Annotated in this window: 15 protein-coding genes and 1 tRNA gene; 6 read left to right on the forward strand and 10 right to left on the reverse strand. The window is 68.4% G+C overall.

What is annotated here, in order from left to right; all coding sequences use genetic code 11:
• On the reverse strand, window positions 1-397 hold a 397-nt coding region (locus AC31A1_RS27570), incomplete at its 3' end, for a helix-turn-helix domain-containing protein (RefSeq protein WP_489655917.1).
• A gap of 201 nt (window positions 398-598) precedes the next feature.
• On the opposite strand from AC31A1_RS27570, the gene AC31A1_RS27575 reads away from it, so the two are divergent.
• Entirely contained in the window at window positions 599-1,387 is a 789-nt protein-coding gene (locus AC31A1_RS27575; RefSeq protein ID WP_489655918.1) for a DUF4232 domain-containing protein, read from the forward strand.
• A 250-nt stretch (window positions 1,388-1,637) separates the two neighbouring features.
• Here the strand turns inward: AC31A1_RS27575 and AC31A1_RS27580 are convergent, their stop codons facing one another.
• From AC31A1_RS27580 to AC31A1_RS27595, 4 genes are all read right to left on the reverse strand, one after another.
• Window positions 1,638-2,063, reverse strand: coding sequence for a PIN domain-containing protein (locus AC31A1_RS27580; protein ID WP_489655919.1), 426 nt, complete (start codon window positions 2,061-2,063; stop codon window positions 1,638-1,640).
• A complete protein-coding gene (locus AC31A1_RS27585; RefSeq protein WP_489655920.1) occupies window positions 2,060-2,338 on the reverse strand; it encodes a ribbon-helix-helix domain-containing protein in 279 nt (92 codons plus the stop codon). Before AC31A1_RS27585 ends, AC31A1_RS27580 begins: the two co-directional genes overlap by 4 nt.
• Window positions 2,339-2,403: 65 nt before the next feature.
• On the reverse strand, window positions 2,404-3,297 hold the full coding sequence (locus AC31A1_RS27590; RefSeq protein WP_489655921.1) for a phosphorothioated DNA-binding restriction endonuclease: 894 nt from the start codon (window positions 3,295-3,297) through the stop codon (window positions 2,404-2,406).
• Between the two features lie 921 nt (window positions 3,298-4,218).
• Entirely contained in the window at window positions 4,219-4,428 is a 210-nt protein-coding gene (locus AC31A1_RS27595; protein WP_489655922.1) for a hypothetical protein, read from the reverse strand.
• 57 nt (window positions 4,429-4,485) lie between these two features.
• Between AC31A1_RS27595 and AC31A1_RS27600 the strand changes: the two genes are divergently transcribed.
• The 3 genes from AC31A1_RS27600 to AC31A1_RS27610 are packed head-to-tail and all read left to right on the forward strand — an operon-like array spanning window position 4,486 to window position 9,594.
• Window positions 4,486-4,848 (forward strand): hypothetical protein, encoded by a 363-nt coding sequence (locus AC31A1_RS27600; RefSeq protein WP_489655923.1) that lies wholly within the window; start codon window positions 4,486-4,488, stop codon window positions 4,846-4,848.
• Complete coding sequence (locus tag AC31A1_RS27605) at window positions 4,832-9,139, forward strand: DUF6531 domain-containing protein (RefSeq protein ID WP_489655924.1); 4,308 nt, start codon at window positions 4,832-4,834, stop codon at window positions 9,137-9,139. Before AC31A1_RS27600 ends, AC31A1_RS27605 begins: the two co-directional genes overlap by 17 nt.
• On the forward strand, window positions 9,136-9,594 hold the full coding sequence (locus AC31A1_RS27610) for a hypothetical protein (RefSeq protein WP_489655925.1): 459 nt from the start codon (window positions 9,136-9,138) through the stop codon (window positions 9,592-9,594). The genes AC31A1_RS27605 and AC31A1_RS27610 overlap by 4 nt, the downstream gene beginning before the upstream one ends.
• A 645-nt stretch (window positions 9,595-10,239) precedes the next feature.
• On the opposite strand, the gene AC31A1_RS27615 is transcribed toward AC31A1_RS27610, so the two are convergent.
• From AC31A1_RS27615 to AC31A1_RS27625, 3 genes are all read right to left on the reverse strand, one after another.
• Window positions 10,240-10,313, reverse strand: a tRNA-Pro gene (locus AC31A1_RS27615).
• 54 nt (window positions 10,314-10,367) lie between these two features.
• The gene (locus AC31A1_RS27620) at window positions 10,368-11,147 is read right to left on the reverse strand and encodes a Pr6Pr family membrane protein (protein ID WP_489655926.1); all 780 of its coding nucleotides are present in this window, start codon (window positions 11,145-11,147) and stop codon (window positions 10,368-10,370) included.
• Between the two features lie 304 nt (window positions 11,148-11,451).
• Complete coding sequence (locus AC31A1_RS27625) at window positions 11,452-12,378, reverse strand: metallophosphoesterase (RefSeq protein WP_489655927.1); 927 nt, start codon at window positions 12,376-12,378, stop codon at window positions 11,452-11,454.
• 118 nt (window positions 12,379-12,496) lie between these two features.
• Between AC31A1_RS27625 and AC31A1_RS27630 the strand changes: the two genes are divergently transcribed.
• Window positions 12,497-12,964: a GatB/YqeY domain-containing protein gene (locus AC31A1_RS27630; RefSeq protein WP_393751198.1), complete on the forward strand. Its 468-nt coding sequence runs from the start codon at window positions 12,497-12,499 to the stop codon at window positions 12,962-12,964.
• Between the two features lie 161 nt (window positions 12,965-13,125).
• Here AC31A1_RS27630 and AC31A1_RS27635 read toward each other — a convergent pair whose 3' ends face one another.
• Window positions 13,126-15,387 (reverse strand): transglycosylase domain-containing protein, encoded by a 2,262-nt coding sequence (locus tag AC31A1_RS27635; RefSeq protein WP_489655928.1) that lies wholly within the window; start codon window positions 15,385-15,387, stop codon window positions 13,126-13,128.
• A gap of 407 nt (window positions 15,388-15,794) precedes the next feature.
• Here AC31A1_RS27635 and wblA point away from each other — a divergent pair, with 407 nt between their 5' ends.
• Entirely contained in the window at window positions 15,795-16,133 is a 339-nt protein-coding gene (gene wblA, locus AC31A1_RS27640; protein ID WP_019063745.1) for a transcriptional regulator WblA, read from the forward strand.
• A gap of 79 nt (window positions 16,134-16,212) precedes the next feature.
• On the opposite strand, the gene bagB is transcribed toward wblA, so the two are convergent.
• Entirely contained in the window at window positions 16,213-17,571 is a 1,359-nt protein-coding gene (gene bagB, locus AC31A1_RS27645) for an ATPase BagB (protein ID WP_489655929.1), read from the reverse strand.
• Window positions 17,572-17,603 lie beyond the last annotated feature (32 nt).

Here is a 17,603-nt window from a genome sequence, read left to right on the forward strand (position 1 = left end):
GGGTGGGAGTGGACGCGGGGGTGTTCGTGCCCGGCTCCGCAGTTGCCGCAGTTGCCGCAGTTGCCGCAGTTGCCGTGGCGGCCGGGGTAGCCGTGGCGGCCGGGGTTGCGGCTGAGGCAGTCCCGGCGGCAGCCTTCCGCTCCCGCTGGCGTGCCCCGTCGGCCAGGATCCACCGCCGGTGGGCCTCGACGAGCTCGTCCGGGGTCGCCTTGCAGAGCCGGGCGAACCGCTCGACGGGGGCGTACTCGGTGGGGACGGCATCGCCGTTGCAGTACCGGTGCAACGTCGACGTACTCATGTGCAGCCGCTTCGCGAGCACGCCGTAGCTCAGCCCCGACCGGTCCTTGAGCTCCCGTATCAGCGCCGCGAAATCGGCGGTCTCCTCAGGCCCTGCCACCCTGCCCCCATTCCAGTCGAGCGTTCCAGGGAGTCACTGTTCCCCCAGGTAAGAGCCGGTGCGAACGTTCCAGGTTCCCGTAGATCCCGGCTGCCGTAGCGGGTGGGACGGAAAGCGGCACAAGCTGCGGTCATCAAAGCACGCCGCCCGCCGACCGGTTGGGCGGCGGCCACTTCCCTCCTTCCGAAAGGCACAACAGCCATGTCCGCGTTCACCGCCCGTCCCCGCACCCGCCTCTTCGCCGCCACCACGGTCGCACTCGCCGCGCTCTCCCTCACGGCCTGCAACGACAAGCTGGGAGTACAGGACGAGGGCGCGGCCAACCCGACCTCATCCACGGTGGCGACGTCGGCACCGTCCGGGACGAAGACGGGCGGGGCGGGACAGACCAGTGGGTCGACCGGGTCCACGGGGTCGACCGGGTCCACGTCGGGTGGCTCCTCGACGGGCAACAGCAGCGGGACAGGCAACAGCAGTGGGACGAGCAACAGCACTGGCTCGGGTGGAGGTAAGACGAGTGGGGGCTCTGGCTCCGGCTCCAGCTCCGGCACCTCCACGAGCGGCAGCGTCCCGTGCAACGGCGCCAACACCAAGGTGACGGCTCAGACGGTCTCGCGCCCCATCAACCACATGCTGCTCACCGTCACCAACACCGGTTCCAAGACCTGCGACCTCTACTACTACCCGGCCGTCAACTTCGACGACGCCCAGTCCGTACCGCCGGTCATGAAGGACTCCCAGCCCCAGGCGGTGACCACCCTCACCCCGGGCCAGTCGGGCTACGCCGGCGTGGCCCTCTCCGGCGGAGACAACGGCACCGGCACCAACGGCCGCACCGCCAAGTCCCTCTCCGTCTACTTCTTCGACCGCGACAACAACAGCATCAGCCCGGCGGCGACCCCGCCCCTGCAGGCAAAGGGCGTATACGTGGACGACTCCCTGAAGGTGACCTACTGGCTGACGGACGCGCAGGACGCGCTGACGTACTGAGCACCGGGGATGGGGGCGCCCAGAACGCCAGAGGGCCGGTACTGGAATCAGTACCGGCCGTCTGACACTGCTGTCTGGCTGTCGGGGTCGCGGGATCTGATCCCACGACTTCTTCGTCGTTGACGTTTTCCCAGTTCAGGTGGTGGGTGTGGATCGGTCCGGGGTGGTGTCGCGGGCGTTCGGGGAGCGGATTGGCTCCCCAACGGCTCCCAGGAGAACTTCGGTGGGCAGCGACGGCCCCATGCCGGTGTCACACCTTCTTGACGACGATCGTGTCCGGCACCAGCTTCTCCAGGTCGTCGACGTCCGAGGTGAAGACGGTGACCTGCCCCTTCTGCTGTCGCGCGATGACGGCGAGTACGGCGTCGATCGCGTACTTGTGACCATGCAGCTTGGCGTCGGCCAGGAGCCGGCGTGCCTGGCGGGCCTCGTCCTTCCCGATGTCGACGACCTGGAGCCGGGAGAGTACCCAGTCCCAGCGCTGTTCGGTCGTCCTCCCGTCGTATGCCTCGACGAGTGTCATCGGGGACGTCACCACCTCGGCCTCCCCTCGCGCGGCGAGGTCGAGCCAGGCGATCATCTTCCGGTCGCCGCGTACAACCAGGGACAGGGCTTCGCAGTCCAGTACGAAGACGCGGAGCGGTCGCTGTTGGTGCTCAGCGGCGCGTTTCCTCACGCAGCTTCTCCGGCGTTGTGCTGTCCGGTGGCGCGGCGCCGCCGGTGTTCGGTGTCGAGTTCCGCCAGCTCGTCGAGGGCTGCCGCATGCTCGTCCTCAGTGACGGGGCCGTGTTCTTCCTGCAGCCAGTCGACCAGCTCCAGGAGCCGGTCCCGGTCGCGCTTGGAGCGCAGCGCCTCGGCGACGTACGCCGACAGGCCCCGCTCTGCCGCGTCCGCGCGGATCTCGTCAAGGAGATCCTCGGGAATCGTCACCGTTACCTTTTTTGTCGCCATACAAGAGACCATACTTCTGGTATCGCTCTGCTTACCAGTAAGTCCCGTGACCGACCATTCGGCGATCAGGCGGCCGTGGCGGGGCGTGGGCTGCCGTGGAAGACCTGGCTGGTGTGCCAGGAACGGTAGGCCGCCACCACGGGGCGGGCACCCGGTTGGGGACCGATGAGTGGGCGGCCGGCGAGCGCTGTGACGTGCTCGCGGGCGGCGGGACTGTGGCCGACGAAGCGCTGTGAGACCAGGATGTGGTGCTCGTCGCCGATCCCGAGGACTCCCTTGTCGAAGAGCTTGTGGTGCAGCGAGCACAGGCACAGTCCGTTGTCGACGTCGTCGGGGCCGTCGAACGCCCACCAGCGCACGTGCGCGGCCTCCAGCCCGACCGGTACCGCGCCGATCCTGCCGTCGTAGCCGCAGAAGGCGCACCGGTACTCATAGGCCGTCAGGACCTGCTCGCGCATCCGCGGGTCCCGCCGTTTCCGCGCGGCCGGGAGCTGTTCGGCCTCAGCCGCCTCCAGTTCCAGGCCGACGGCTTCGCACAGTTCGCCGTGGAGAGAGGGAGGGAAGTTCAGATCGAGCAGGACTCGTGCTATCCGGCCGAGCAGCGACGGCTCGCGCCGCAGCGCCGCCTGCAGTTCTGGTGCCAATCGCCCTGCGGCTCCGACGGCCCGCAGCTCCTGCACGCCGCTGCCGGGACTGCCCAGACCGCGGTCGGTACGCACTTCCCAGACGCCATCGCTCACCAGATGGTGAAAGGGGTAGGCGGGTGTTGTCCTGTTGGGTGGGCCGTACTCGGCCAGCAGCTGCCTGAGGTCGTTCTCCACCATGCTGTACCGCAGTTCGCCGTCGGCATCCTGCTGGAACCGGCCGAGCGCGTACAGGAACAGCAGCGGCTTGTGCGGAGCGCGGGTCCCGCTTCTGGTCCACTGCCTCAGCTTCGCGGTGCGCTCCAACCAGTCCATGAACGGCGATCGTAGTGGCACCTCGTCGAACAATGATCCGCGCATGCGAAAGGGCGTGGGCAGGCTCGTGAGGCCCTTGATAAGAAACTTTCCGCTGCCGAATCGGCTTCACCCTGCTGTCCGCCAAGTCACCCTCATTCGAAGGGGTGTTGGTACGGACCCTGATTGGATACTCGCGACCTGTCGCCCAGAGGGGTGTTAGGGGAGGCGCACGGGAGTGAACACGAGCGCGAGCCGTGCTGGCTGCTCTCTGTCCAGAGTGCCGCATCTTCTCTGGTGGGATCATGTGAACGGCTTTCTATGCGGTCATCTCCCTACATGGCTCGGCAACTTGGCAGTTTCCCGACCCCTCGGTGCCGCGTTTCCTCCGGCGTGACTGACGCAACCTGCCTCAGCGCAGCAGAAGTTGCCCATGACCTGTCCGGCAGGGCGCGAGCCGCCCTCGCCCGCGGAAACGGCAAGGGCGCGGCAGCCCTCGCGTCCGTGGCGCACACGCGATTCCTAGAGGAATGACCTACCTCGCCTCGTAGCCCAGGCCGTCAGCGGCGCCACGGGACTCGCACGGCGTACGCGGTTCGTCCATGAGCTGTGACCAACGTCAGCTTCGCTGAGGCCCAGCCTGCCCGCTCTGGGATGAGGGCACTGGGCGGACCGGCAGGCTCGTCAAGGGAGAGCGGGCCACGGCGACCCCTCGGCCATGTGAAGACGTGCCACCACCAGGTCGGTCGACACCATTCCCAAGGGCGACGGCACGCACGCCTACGACTTCTCGCCGTACGTCAGTCGCACGCGGCATCGCCAAGGGACAGGCAGCGGTGATCTCCGGCAGGGCCCGTCCGGTTTGCTGGACAGACGGCTGCGGCGACCCAAGCTCGCTCGTTCGCGCATCCCGAGTGTCTGTCTGCGCAGACTGCGGTCGGCCTACACGGAACCGGCAATCGCCTGGGTCTCCTCGACCATGCTTGCGATGGTGGAGGGCAAGGCGTTACCGGCCCGCCCGGCCATGTCGCCAGACACGGCCACCAAGAGACAGACGCTGTCTCTCAGTTGGCCGAAGGCGATGAACTCGCCCTCGGTGGCGAGTATTTCCACCGACGCCGCATTACCTTCACGTGCCTTCCGTATGGCCATCTCTTGACCTGTCTCCCCTAGGGTCGAAGGCCGCAGTTGCGAACGGGGGAGGCGTCGATGGGCGACGGCAAGGACCCGGCCAAGGTCCTCGACATCAAGACCGCCGATATCAAACGGGCGGCACCGGACTTCCAGACGGCCGCCGTCGATCTGGGCAAGGCGCTGACCGCGCTGGTGAAGTCCCTCGACGGGCTGGGCGAGCCCTGGGGGAACGACAAGCAGGGCAAGGAGTTCGGTGACTCCTACAAGCCGCTGCAGAAGAAGATCGAGAGCGCGGCGGGCACGCTGGTGCTCGGTCTGACGAGCATTCACGAGGCGATGGCCGACCTGGCGGACGGTCATGTCGACAACGACGAGTTGATCGCCGGGATGTTCACCGAAGTGAAGGTCACGAAGTCGGACGGTGCCGGTGAGCGTTGAGGACGAGGCCCGGAAGATCCTGCTGCATCTGGGCCTGTGGTGGCCGGAGGCCGACTCGGGGAAGCTGCGGTCGGCGGCGACGGCCTGGCGCACCTTCGCGGATGCCGTGGACGATGTGCGGGGCCCGGTCAATCAGAGCGCGTCGTCGATCATCCACAACAACACCGGTGAATCGATCGAGGCGTTCGGGAAGTTCTGGGACCGCTACGCCAAGGACAAGGACGGCGGCTGGCTGAGCGACCTGGCCGGCTCCGGGCGCCAAATGGCCACGGCGCTCGACAAGTTCGCCGACGCCATCGACGACGCCATCAACAAGCTGTGGACGCAGATCGGCATCGACGCGGCCGTGATCGCGGGCGGGGTGGCGCTGGCGTTCTTCACCGCGGGCCTGGCCTCCGGCGCGGCGGTCGCGGCGGCCGACCTGGTCATCGAGTTCGGCGCGGGTCTCGGTGTCGCGGTCTCCACGACGATCGCCGAGATCGCCGCGGGCACCCTGGTTGCCGCGGCCTTCGGCGGGATCGAGTCGGTGACCGTCGACCTGGCCGTGGCCCAGCCGCTGAAGATGGCGACCGGTCTGCAGCAGGGCTTCAGTCTCGACGAGGTCAACCAGGCGGCCAAGGACGGCATGATCTTCGGCGGTGCGCTCGGCGCGGGCGGCGGGGTCGTCAAGGCTGGCATCGAGGGCGCGTTCAGCGACACGACACCCCTGTTGCTACGGCCGCCCTCGCTCCGCCCCGACCTGGTGGAGCTGGGCCCGGCCGCCCGCAACGCCGAGCGCACCCCCTGCGTCGGCGAGCCGATCGACGTGGCGACGGGCGCGATGCTGATGACGCAGACCGATCTGGCGCTGCCGGGGAGCCTGCCGCTGGAGTTCACGCGCACCCACCTGTCCTCGTACCGGGGTGGGGTCTGCTTCGGTCCGACCTGGATATCCACCCTGGACGAGTGCCTCCAGATCGACGGCGAGGGCGTGGTGTTCGCAGCGGCGGACGGCATGCGCCTCGTCTACCCGGTCCCGGAACCGGGCGTCCCGACCATGCCCGTCAAGGGCGTCCGCTGGCCCCTGGAATGGGACGGCAAGCCCGACAGCGCGATGACGGTCACCGACCCGGCGACAGGCGTCGTCCGCACCTTCGCCGCCCCCGTCCCCTCCCCGACCTTCGGCGTCTTCCACCTGGCGTTGGACTCCTGGAGCGACCGCAACGGCAACCGTGTCGACGTCGAACGCGACGACGAGGGCGTCCCGTTCGGCCTCCGCCACTCCGGCGGCTACTACGTCGCCGTCGACACGACCGGCCCCCGCATCACCGCCCTGCGCCTGCTCGACGAACCCCCGTCCCGCTACACACGGAACGTGCCGGACGCGGGCACCGTCGTCATGCGCTACGGCTACGACGGCGCCGGCAACCTCACGGAGGTCGTCAACTCCAGTGGGGAACCACTGCGGTTCGCGTACGACGCCGAGGGCCGGGTCACCAAGTGGACCGACCGGAACGGCACTTGGTTCGGCTACGTCTACGACGAGCGCGGCCGGGTCGTCCGCACCGAGGGTGTCGACGGCATCCTGTCCGGGACGCTGACGTACGACGACTCGACGCGCACGACGACGTACACCGATTCGCAGGGCCGCGTCTCCACGCACCGCCACAACGCGGAGGGCCTGGTCGAGGAGGAGACCGACCCGCTCGGCAACGTCACCCGCACCCAGTGGGACGAGTACGGCTGCCAACCCCTCACGGTCATCGACCCGCTCGGCCACACCACCCGATACCGCTACGACGAGACGGGCAACCTCACCGAACTCACCCTGCCCGACGGGGCGTTGGCGCGGGCCGCGTACAACGCGCTCGGCCTGCCCACGGAACTCGTCGAGCCCGGTGGAGCGGTCTGGCGACACGCGTACGACGAGCGGGGCAACCTGCTGACGACGGTCGACCCGGTCGGCGCGCAGACCCGATACACCTGCGACGCGGAAGGCCGCCCGACGGCGATCACGAACGCTCTCGGCCACACCCGCACGGTGGCCTACGACGCGGCGGGCCTGCCCCTCACCCTGACTGACGAACTGGGCCACACGACCACGGTCCGCCGTGACGCGTTCGGCCGAATCGTCGAAACGACCGACCCTCTGGACCACACCACCCGCATGGGCTGGACCATCGAGGGCAGGCCCTCCTGGCGCGAACACCCCGATGGCACACGCGAGTCGTGGACGTGGGACGCCGAGGGCAACCTGCTCACCCACACGAATCCCGCCGGCCACACCACTCGCCACACAGCGACCCACTTCGGCGCCCCGGCCTCCCGCACGGACCCGGACGGCGCACAGTACGCATTCGCCTACGACAGCGAACTCCGCCTCGCATCCGTCACGAACCCACTGGGTCTGGCCTGGTCGTACACCTACGACGAGGCCGGCCGCCTGGCCACGGAGACCGACTTCAACGGCCGCACCCTCAGGTACACGCACGACGCCGCCGGTGGTCTGCGGTCACGCGCCAACGGCGCCGGAGAGACCCTGAGTTTCACGCGGGACGCGCTCGGGCGGGTCGTGGAGCAACGCTCGGACGCGGGTGACGTCACCACGTTCGGCTACGGTCCCGACGGCGGTCTGTGCCGCGCGGCCAACGCGGACACCGAAGTCGTGCTGACGCGTGACGCGTTCGGCCGGGTCCTGACGGAGACCGTGAACGGCGGCACGACCACACATGTCCACGATGCCCTCGGGCTCCGCACCCGCCGGGTGACGCCGTCCGGGCTGGTCTCGGAGTGGACGTACGACCCGGCCGGGCACCCTCTCACCCTGCGCTCGCGCGCGGGCACGCTGGATTTCGTCCACGACGCCGCGGGCCGCGAGACAGAGCGCCACATCGGCGCGGAGGTGACGCTGAACCAGAGCTGGAGCGCGGTGGGGCTGCTGACCGCGCAGACTCTGACCGCGACCTCCGCCTCCCTGGTGTCCGGCGCGGACCGCCTCCTCCAACACCGCACCTACGCCCACCAGGCCGACGGCTGTGTGACCGAGATCCGGGAACTGACGTCGGGCACCCGCCGCTTCGACCTGGACGGCATGGGCCGCGTCAGCGGCGTCCGCGCCCACGGCTGGACGGAACGTTACGCGTACGACCCGGCGGGCAACCTCGTGCACGCCACGTCGCCGGACCAAGAAGCAGGCGGTGAACGCCGCTTCGACGGCACGCTCGTCCGCTCGGCCGGTCGCACCTCGTACGAGTACGACGCCGAAGGCCGCCTCGTCCGCAGGACCCGCAAGCTCCTGAACGGCCAGACCCGTGTCTGGAGCTACGCGTGGAACGCCGAGGACCGTCTCACGGACCTGGTCGCTCCGGACGGCAGCCATTGGCACTACGCGTACGATCCGTTCGGCCGGCGCGTCTCCAAGCACCGGGTGGCCGACGACGGTTCCGTGGCCGACCGTACGGACTTCGTCTGGGACGACCTGTGCCTGGCCGAGCAGACCACGCCGGACGGCTGGGTCACCACCTGGGACTACGCGACTGACGATCCTCACCCGGTGGCCCAGATAAGCCACAGACCGACCGCGTCAACAGGCAACACCTCATTCCTGGCGCAGCTGGCGGAGGAATCGGTTCCTGAGCACAGGGCCCGGCTGTATGCCGTCGTCACCGACGCGGTGGGCACGCCCACGGAACTGGTGGACACAGCGGGAGATCTGGTCTGGCAGCGCCGTACCAGCCTGTGGGGCACTCGTCTCCCGGCTCCGGGGGAGGACGCGTCGCCGGTGGACTGTCCCTTGCGCTTTCCGGGCCAGTACGCCGATCCCGAGTCGGGCCTGCACTACAACCTTCACCGGTACTACGACCCGGAGACGGCGCGGTACATCAGCGCTGACCCGCTGGGTCTCGTCCCCGCACCCGATCACCACGCCTACGTTCCGAACCCACTGGCCTGGACCGACCCCCTCGGGCTTGCCGGGAAGGGGCCGTCGGGGCCGAAGAACCCACTGGACTTCGGGCAGGGATACACGGGCCGGCGTGACATCTTCCCGGTGGGCAACAAGGGAAGAGACGTGGAGATCCACGTCTACGACAAGTCCATGCGCGAAGTCGGGCTGTACAACAGCCAGGGCTGGTTCAACAAACATGGCATCAAGGCTTCGGAAGTCGAGGTCCCGCCCGGCGTCGAGAACGCCATCAAGGGACGGATGATCTACGAGCTGCGAAAGGTCGGCCGCATCGCTCCCAAGGGGACCGAGGACATCACCGACGACAAATGGAGGCGACCGCCTCTCGCCGCGGAAGGATGCAAATGAAGTACGTCACGGCCGTCTGGGACGACGGAGGGTTCCTCGTGGATCCCGGGGCCTATCTTGCCGACCTGCCGCGTCTGCGCGCCGACCTGCCCCCAGGCGCCCGGTCCTTCGCCACCGACCCCGGCCACTACGACATCGCGGGCGCGACCCGCTGTGTCAAGGATCTGGAACTGGCCGGGATCCACCTCGCCACCGATAAGAGCGGCGGCCTGGTCCTGGACTTCGCACCCAACAAGTTCAAGCACGACTCCGGCCTGCGCATCACCTACTCGGGCGTGACGCACTTCTCCGTCGACTACGAACACTCCATCGACTGGATGCTGGTCGACGCCGTCCTCCTCGACGAAATCCTTCCGGACGAGGACAACGGCTGCACACACGAGATCGCGCTGACCGACGCGAGCATCATGGTCCGCTGCCGGGACCTGGAAGCGGTGTGGGGCGGCGCGAGCTGACGGAGACGGAGTCGGTGGTCCCACACCACGTGGACCGACTCTCCCAGCACGCAGGCGTCGACGGGGCAACCGCGTTCGCACGCGCCTCAAGCTCAAGGCACCGGCTTCTGGTTCGGTCCTTCGGCGAGACGGCGGCCGGCGAACTCAGCCACGGCCCGGCGTTCCGACCCGAAGCCGTGGCGCCTGCGAGCGGGCTGGCGTCCTGTCTGGTCGAAGACACCCCGCGTATTTCCACGGAGGCCGGCCACGGCTGCCGGACGGGGTGCGTCCGGCAGCAGCGGCCCGCGCCGCGACCCCGCCCTACTTCCGGGTGTTGACGCCTCGTCCCAGGGATCCGGCTGTGATGAGGGCGCTGCCGGTTTCCTCGTGGCCTGTCATGCGAGCTGCCGGTCGTTTATCGGAGACCAAGGGTGCATGGCGATCGTCGTATCGCCTGTGGGCTCCTCCGCACAAGCCGTGGGGATAGCTCTGTCCCGAGGCACACGCGGCGCACGGGCACGCTCGAAGGCGGAATGCCCCTCGCTGGGAGCCACCGGAGAGCCGCTTCCCGAAGTCGGCTCCCAAATGGCTCCCAAAATGGGCCCGCAACGCAAATCAGGCCCGGCGCTGATCTCTCAGCACCGGACCTGACCTGGCGTTTTACTGTCGGGGTGGCGGGATTTGAACCCACGACCTCTTCGTCCCGAACGAAGCGCGCTGCCAAGCTGCGCTACACCCCGATGTCGCCACTCGTCTTGCCAGTGTTGCTGCTCATCGCGGCGACGTCGTTTACTTTAGCCCACCGGTGGCCGGAGACGAAATCCGGTTTTGGCGCGGTGGCGGATCGGGTTGGGGCGGGCGTGGTCGAGGGCCACGAGGAGGACGGAGAGGGCGTAGAAGGCGAGGCCGAGGAGGAGGGCGTTGCCCAGGACGCTCTTGTAGCCGTGCCGTTCCACGTCGAGGAACGAGTAGAGGTAGCGGCCCGGTGTGCCGGGGAGGATCAGCTCGCCCCGGCCCAACGACACCGCAAGGTACGTCATCGGGTACAGCAGCCACGTCGCCGCCATCCGCAGATGCAGCCGGCCGGGGGCGATCAGGAACAGCCAGTCGATCACCGCCGCGATCGGTATCACCGTGTGCAGGACCTGGTTCGTCACCGCCTGCCAGCCGCTGAGGGTGCCGCCCGTCATCGCGAACGGGCTCGACGCGTGCGCCAGGATCAGGTGGTACACCAGGCCGGTGATCGTGATGTAGAGCAGTGCCGCGCCCGTGACCAGGGGGGAGAGGGGGCGGCGGGCCGTCCAGGCGCGGCGGGCCGTGGCGATCATGACCAGGGCCAGCAGGATGTTGCTCTGGATCGTGAAGTACGTCAGCACCCGGATCGGGCTGCCGAGGAACAGGTCGACGGTCACCGCCGCTGCCGCCACGAGCGCGACCAGCAGTCGGTACGCAGCCGTCAGCGGGCGACGGTACGGGGCCACCACCGCGGTGGCGGGAACGGGTGAGGCGAGCAGCGCGGGCATGCCGGGTACCGCGGGGAGGTCCGGGATGTCCCTGGGTATCGGGGCGGTCATGCCCTCACGCTAGGCAGCGGGGACGAAAGGGGCGATACGGGTGGGCTGGACGGGCTACCCCAGCGACCGCGACTCCATGAGGGCCGCACGCAGCCCCGGTCCCGTCTCCTACCGCCGCCCCACCAACGTCACGGGTGGGCTGGACGAACTGCCCGAGCGACCGTGACTCGACGAGGACCCCCGCAGCAGCCCCCAGTACCTGTCTCATACTCCGACGCCACCAACGTCACGGGTGGGCTGGACGAGCTACCCCAGCGACCGCGACTCCACGACGACCCCCGCAGCAACCTCCGGTACCCGTCCCCTACTCCCGCCCCACCAACGTCAACAACGTGGCCTCCGGCGGACAGGCAAACCGCACCGGCGTGTACCGACTGGTCCCGCACCCCGCCGACACGTGCAGATACGACGTGCGCCCCTCCGCCGAGTGCCGGGACAGCCCCTTCACCCGGTCCGTGTCCAGGTCGCAGTTCGTGACCAGGGCGCCGTAGAAGGGGATGCAGAGCTGGCCGCCGTGCGTGTGGCCGCCGAGAATCAGGGGGTAGCCGTCCGCCGTGAACGCGTCCAGGGCCCGGAGATACGGCGCGTGCACCACGGCCATCGAGAAGTCGGCGTCGTCGGACGGGCCGCCGGCCACGCGCGCGTAGCGGTCGCGTTTGATGTGGGGGTCGTCCAGGCCGGTCAACTCCACCGACGCGCCGTCGAGTTTCAGCGTCCCCCGCGTGTTCGTCAGGTTCAGCCAGCCCGCCGCGTCGAAACCGTCCCGCAGGTCCTCCCACGGGTTGTGGACGGCGCCTACGACGGGCGGGTTGCCGTTCAGACCGTGGCGGCCCGCGGTCTTCTCGAACAAGTACCGGGCGGGGTTACGGGGTGTGGGGCCGTAGTAGTCGTTCGAGCCGAAGACGTACGCGCCCGGGAAGTCCATCAGCGGGCCGAGCGCGTCCAGCACCTCGGGGACGCCCTCCGGGTCGGAGAGGTTGTCGCCGGTGTTGATCACGAAGTCGGGGCGCAGGCCCGCGAGCGAGCACAGCCAGCGCTGCTTCTTGCGCTGGCCGCCGACCATGTGGATGTCGGAGACCTGGAGGACTCTGAGCGGGCGCATGCCGGCCGGCAGCACCGGGACCGTCACCCGGCGCAGCCGGAAGGAGCGGACCTCGAAGGCCGCCGCATAGACCACACCGGCGGCACCGGCCGCCGCAATTCCCAGAGGTACTCCATATCGCGCGCGCATACCGCCATCGTGTCAGACCCCACTGACACCCCGTCGGGCGCGGCCGCTTAAGGGGCCGCTTGAGCGGTCACTTAAATCGGCGGGCGGCCGCACGCACGCACCTGCGAGAATCAGACCCATGACCACCACGCTCAAGGCGAAGCTGCAGGAAGACCTCAACGCCGCGATCAAGGCGCACGACAAGCTGCGCTCCTCCACGCTCCGGCTGACGCTCTCCGCGATCACCAATCAGGAGGTCGCGGGCAAGGAGAAGCGCGAGCTTTCCGACGACGAGGTCCTCAAGGTGATCACCAAGGAGGCGAAGAAGCGCCGCGAGGCCGCGGACGCCTTCGCGCAGGGCGGTCGTCCCGAGTCGGCCGCGCAGGAGACGGCGGAGGGCGAGATCCTCGCCGAGTACCTGCCCAAGCAGCTCGGCGACGAGGAGCTGACCGCGATCGTCACCCAGGCCGTCGAGGAGGCCAAGGCGGCGGGCGCCGAGGGCCCGCGCGCGATGGGTGCCGTCATGAAGATCGTGAACCCGAAGGTCGCCGGCCTGGCCGAGGGCGGCCGCGTCGCCGCCGTGGTGAAGAAGCTCCTCGCGGGTTGAACCGACCTGAAACGACCCGAATCGACCGGAACCGGTCACCCGGAGAAACACACTTCTCTACGACGACGGGGGCGCCCCTTTTCACCGGGGGCGCCCCCGTCGTCGTAGACGAAGAAGCGGAAGAAGCAAGAGAAGCAGGAGAGCTGCCGACAGCCTGGGTGTTAGCCCCTGTTGCCGCCGTTCCCGTTGCCGTTGTTCCCGCCGTTCGACGTGCCCTGGATGAAGCCGTCGGGGAAGGAGAACGTCGGGGTCGGGGTGGTACCGCCGTCGGTCGTGCCGGTGGTGGTGCCGGTGGTGGTCACCCCGCCGTTGTCGTTGTTCTTGCCGCCGTCGTTGCCCTTGTCCTTCTTGACGGGGTCCGGGATGTTGACGAGCTGGAAGTTCTCGACCTGCTTGCCCTCCAGGGCGCCGGACATGGCGTCCTTCCAGATCGGGCCCGGGGTGTCGGCGCCGTAGACCTGGTCGTGCCAGACGCCGCCGATGCGGATGCTGGTCATCTCGACGTTCTGCTTGGCGCTGCCGACCCAGACCGCGCCCGCGAGCTGGGGCGTGTAGCCGACGAACCAGGCGTTCTTGCGGGAGTCCGTCGTACCCGTCTTGCCGGCGCTCTCGCGGTCGGTGAGGCCGGCCTCCTGGCCGGTGCCGGAGTCGACCACGCCGCGCAGCACGGTGTTGATCGTGTCGGCGGTCTTCTTGCTCATCGCGCGCGTGCAGGTCGACTTGGGGACGGCGAGCGACTTCTGCTCGTTGCCCACCTTCTGGGTGATGGACTCGATGGCGATCGGGGTGCAGTAGGTGCCCTCGTTGGCGAAGGCCGCGTACGCGGTGGCCATCGTCAGCGGCGAGAGGCCCTTGGAGCCGAGCGCGATGGCCGGGACCTCGGGGATCTTGTCGCCGTTGCCCTGCACGACCCCGAGCTTGTTGGTCATGTTCACCACGGGGCACAGACCGATGTCGGAGATCATCTGCACGAAGTAGGTGTTGACCGACTTGGCCATCGCCTCCTTCAGCGCGTACGGACCCTTCTCCGACTCGCTCTCGTTCTCCACCGTCGCGCCGTCCGTGTTGACCCAGTTCTTGCCGCTACAGGTCGAGACGGGGCTCGGGTAGTCCATCGAGTACGGCGCCGGGTACTGCTGGGTGGCCGGCAGGCCCTGCTCCAGCGCGGCCGCCGCGACGAACGGCTTGAACGTCGAACCGGTCGGGAAGCCGTAGTTCGAGCCGCCCATGTCGGCGTTGACCGAGTAGTTGTACTCGGTCTCGTTCTTGCCGTAGCCGTACGGCTTCGACTGGCCCATCCCGAGGATCTTGCCGGTGCCGGGCTCGACGAGGGTGGCCGCCGCGGCGACCGAGTCCGACTTGTAGATGTGGTCCTTGAGCGAGGCCTGCACCGAGTCCTGCGCCTGCGGGTCCAGCGTCGTACGGATCGTCAGGCCGCCCTGGTTCCAGATCTTCGCCCGGGCCTCCTTGGTCTTGCCGAAGACCGGGTCGCTCAGGAAGACCTTCTCGACGTACTTGCAGAAGAAGCTGGCGCCCTTGACCGCGGTGATGCAGCCGTTCTTCGGCTGGCTGACCTTCATGCCCAGGTCGGTCTTCTCGGCCGCCAGGGCCTCCGCCTTGGAGATGTCGCCGACCTCGGCCATGCGGGCCAGCACGGTGTTGCGCCGCTTCTTGGCCTCGGCCTCGTCGTTGATCGGGTCGTAGCGCGTGGGCGACTGGACGATGCCCGCGAGGAGTGCCGACTGCTGGAGGTTCAGGTCCTTGGCGTGCTTGGAGAAGTAGCGCTCGGACGCCGCCTCGACGCCGTAGGCCTGCTCTCCGAAGAAGGTGATGTTCAGGTAGTTCTCAAGGATCTTCTTCTTGCCGAGCTTCTCTTCGATCTGGATCGCGTACTTCAGCTCCTTGACCTTGCGGCCGAGCGTCTGCTGAGTGGCCTCGGCGACCTTCGTCGGGTCGTCACCGGCCTCCTCGACGAAGTAGTTCTTCACCAGCTGCTGGGTGAGGGTCGAGGCGCCCTGGGAGACCCCGCCGCTCTGCGCGTTCTTGTTGAGGGCGCGCAGGACGCCCTTCAGGTCGATCGCGCCGTGCTGGTAGAAGCGCGAGTCCTCGATCGCGACGATCGCCTTCTGCATGTACGGCGAGATGTCCTTGAGCTCCACCACCGTGCGGTCACGGGAGTAGACCGAGGCGATCTGGTTGCCCTTGCTGTCCAGGATCGTGGTGCGCTGGCTGAGCTGAGGGCTCTTCAGACTGTCCGGGATGTCGTCGAACCCCTGGACCGACCCCTTGGCCGCGAGTCCCAGCGCGCCGGCCGCGGGCATCGCGATTCCGGCCATCACGGCACCGGCGAGCACACTGACACCGAGGAACTTGGCGGTCTGTTGCAGGGGGGACAGACCACCACCCGAGCGCTTTTTTGGCATGGGGGCAGCCTACGTTCTCATTCGCCGGACACGTGTATAGGCGTTGGCCTAAGCTGCTCTCAACTGTCACAGCAGCGCGGTCACGTATCAATACGTCCGGCGACCCCGAATCGTTCCGGTCGTTCCCGGATTTTTTGTCGGAGGCGTGTCCGAATCCGCCTCCTGTGTCACCTGGTGCCCCTTGTGGCGCATGTCAACTGTCCCGCTTTGCCGGGAAAGTCACGCATGTCGTCAGCTCACTCCCCCGGGTGATCTGCCGCTTACCCATAGTCCGTTCGGGCCATTCAAGATTGGGCCCGAAGGGGGTGTTGCGCTGTGCCCACCTTCCGTAACGTCCTCAACTGGCGGCGGTGAATATGCCGCTGCCGCCGTGGGGGAGCCTCGATTCGGGAGAGGACGGCGCCGGTATGGGCTGGGTTACCGACTGGAGTGCGCAGGCGGCCTGCCGCACTACCGATCCGGATGAACTGTTCGTTCAAGGAGCAGCGCAGAACAGGGCGAAGGCAGTGTGCACCGGATGTCCGGTTCGCACGGAGTGCCTCGCCGATGCGCTCGACAACCGCGTCGAATTCGGCGTGTGGGGAGGAATGACGGAGCGGGAGCGCCGCGCACTGCTGCGCAGGCGGCCCACTGTCACTTCATGGCGCCGGCTACTGGAGACCGCGCGTATCGAGTACGAACGAGGGGTCGGCATCATCCCCCTCGACGACGACGAGATCTACGAGAACTACGCGGCGGTGGGCTGACGCCGGTCCCGTAGGGGCCGATCGACCCCGGGCGATCCCCGGGGGTACCCGCCCGGGGAGTTGCGTCCCGGGGCGTGCGTCAGACCTTCGTCTCGGGCAGCTCCGGCCGACCGGCCGCGAGCCGGTTCCCGATGTCCCGCAGCCCCGCGAGGTCGTGTACGTCGCCGGGCAGCGCGGCCACTTCGGCGACGGCCACCTCCGGGTGGCGTGCGGTGAAGCGATCACGTGTGCGCTGCTCACGTGAGAGCAGCCGCATCCGCTCGGCATGCAACTTGAGCAGGCCTGCGGTGAGTTGGTCGACTGATCGCTCGTCGTCGGTCGGCTGATCGTCGGTGTCGTCCGTGGCGGCGGACCGCTCCTGGTCCGTGTCGGCGGGGGAGCCTTCGTCAGGAGCTGCGGCGCGAACTGCTGCCTCGGTGGCGGGCGATGAAGCGGGAGATTCTGAACTGCCGTACGTGTCGGGAGAGTTACGAAGTCCAGCTTTCCCGCCCACCTGATCGACAATGCGGGGCTCTTCAAGATTTTCCGCGGCGGCGAGTGCCCGCTCGGCCGACAGCCGGGCGGCTCCGCTGCCGTGGACCCGGTTGAGGACCAGACCGGCCAGCGGCATCTCCTCGGCCGCCAGCCGTTCCACGAAGTACGCCGCCTCGCGCAGCGCGTCCCGCTCCGGGGCCGCGACCACCAGAAACGCTGTCCCGGGCGCCTGGAGCAGCTTGTACGTCGCGTCCGCGCGCGTGCGGAAGCCACCGAAGGTGGTGTCCATCGCGGCGATGAACGTCTGGATGTCCTTGAGCAGTTGACCGCCGAGCAGCTTGCCGAGCGTGCCGGTCATCATCGACATGCCGACGTTGAGGAACTTCATCCCGGCCCGGCCGCCGAGCTTCGCCGGCGCGGTCAGCAGCCGGATCAACTTGCCGTCCAGGAACGAGCCGAGACGTTTCGGCGCGTCCAGGAAGTCGAGCGCCGAGCGGGACGGCGGGGTGTCCACCACGATCAGGTCCCAGTCGTGCTGGGCGCGCAACTGGCCCAGCTTCTCCATCGCCATGTACTCCTGCGTGCCCGCGAAGCCCGCCGAAAGCGACTGGTAGAAGGGGTTGTTCAGGATCGCGGCCGCCCGCTCGCGGTCCGCGTGCGCCTCGACGATCTCGTCGAAGGTGCGCTTCATGTCGAGCATCATGGCGTGCAGTTCGCCGTCCCCGTCGACACCCTTCACCCGCCTCGGGGTGTTGTTCAGCGAGTCGATCCCCATGGACTGGGCGAGCCTGCGGGCCGGGTCGATGGTCAGGACGACGACCCGCCGCCCCCGCTCGGCGGCCCGCAGCCCGAGCGCCGCCGCGGTGGTCGTCTTGCCGACCCCGCCCGAGCCGCAGCACACCACGATCCGGGTCTCCGGGTCGTCGAGCAGCGGGTCCACGTCGAGCACGCGCGCGTGGGAGATGTGGTGGGGGCGGGCGGGGTCCGGTGCGGAGG

It is taken from the genome of Streptomyces sp. P5F9 (assembly GCF_057961495.1).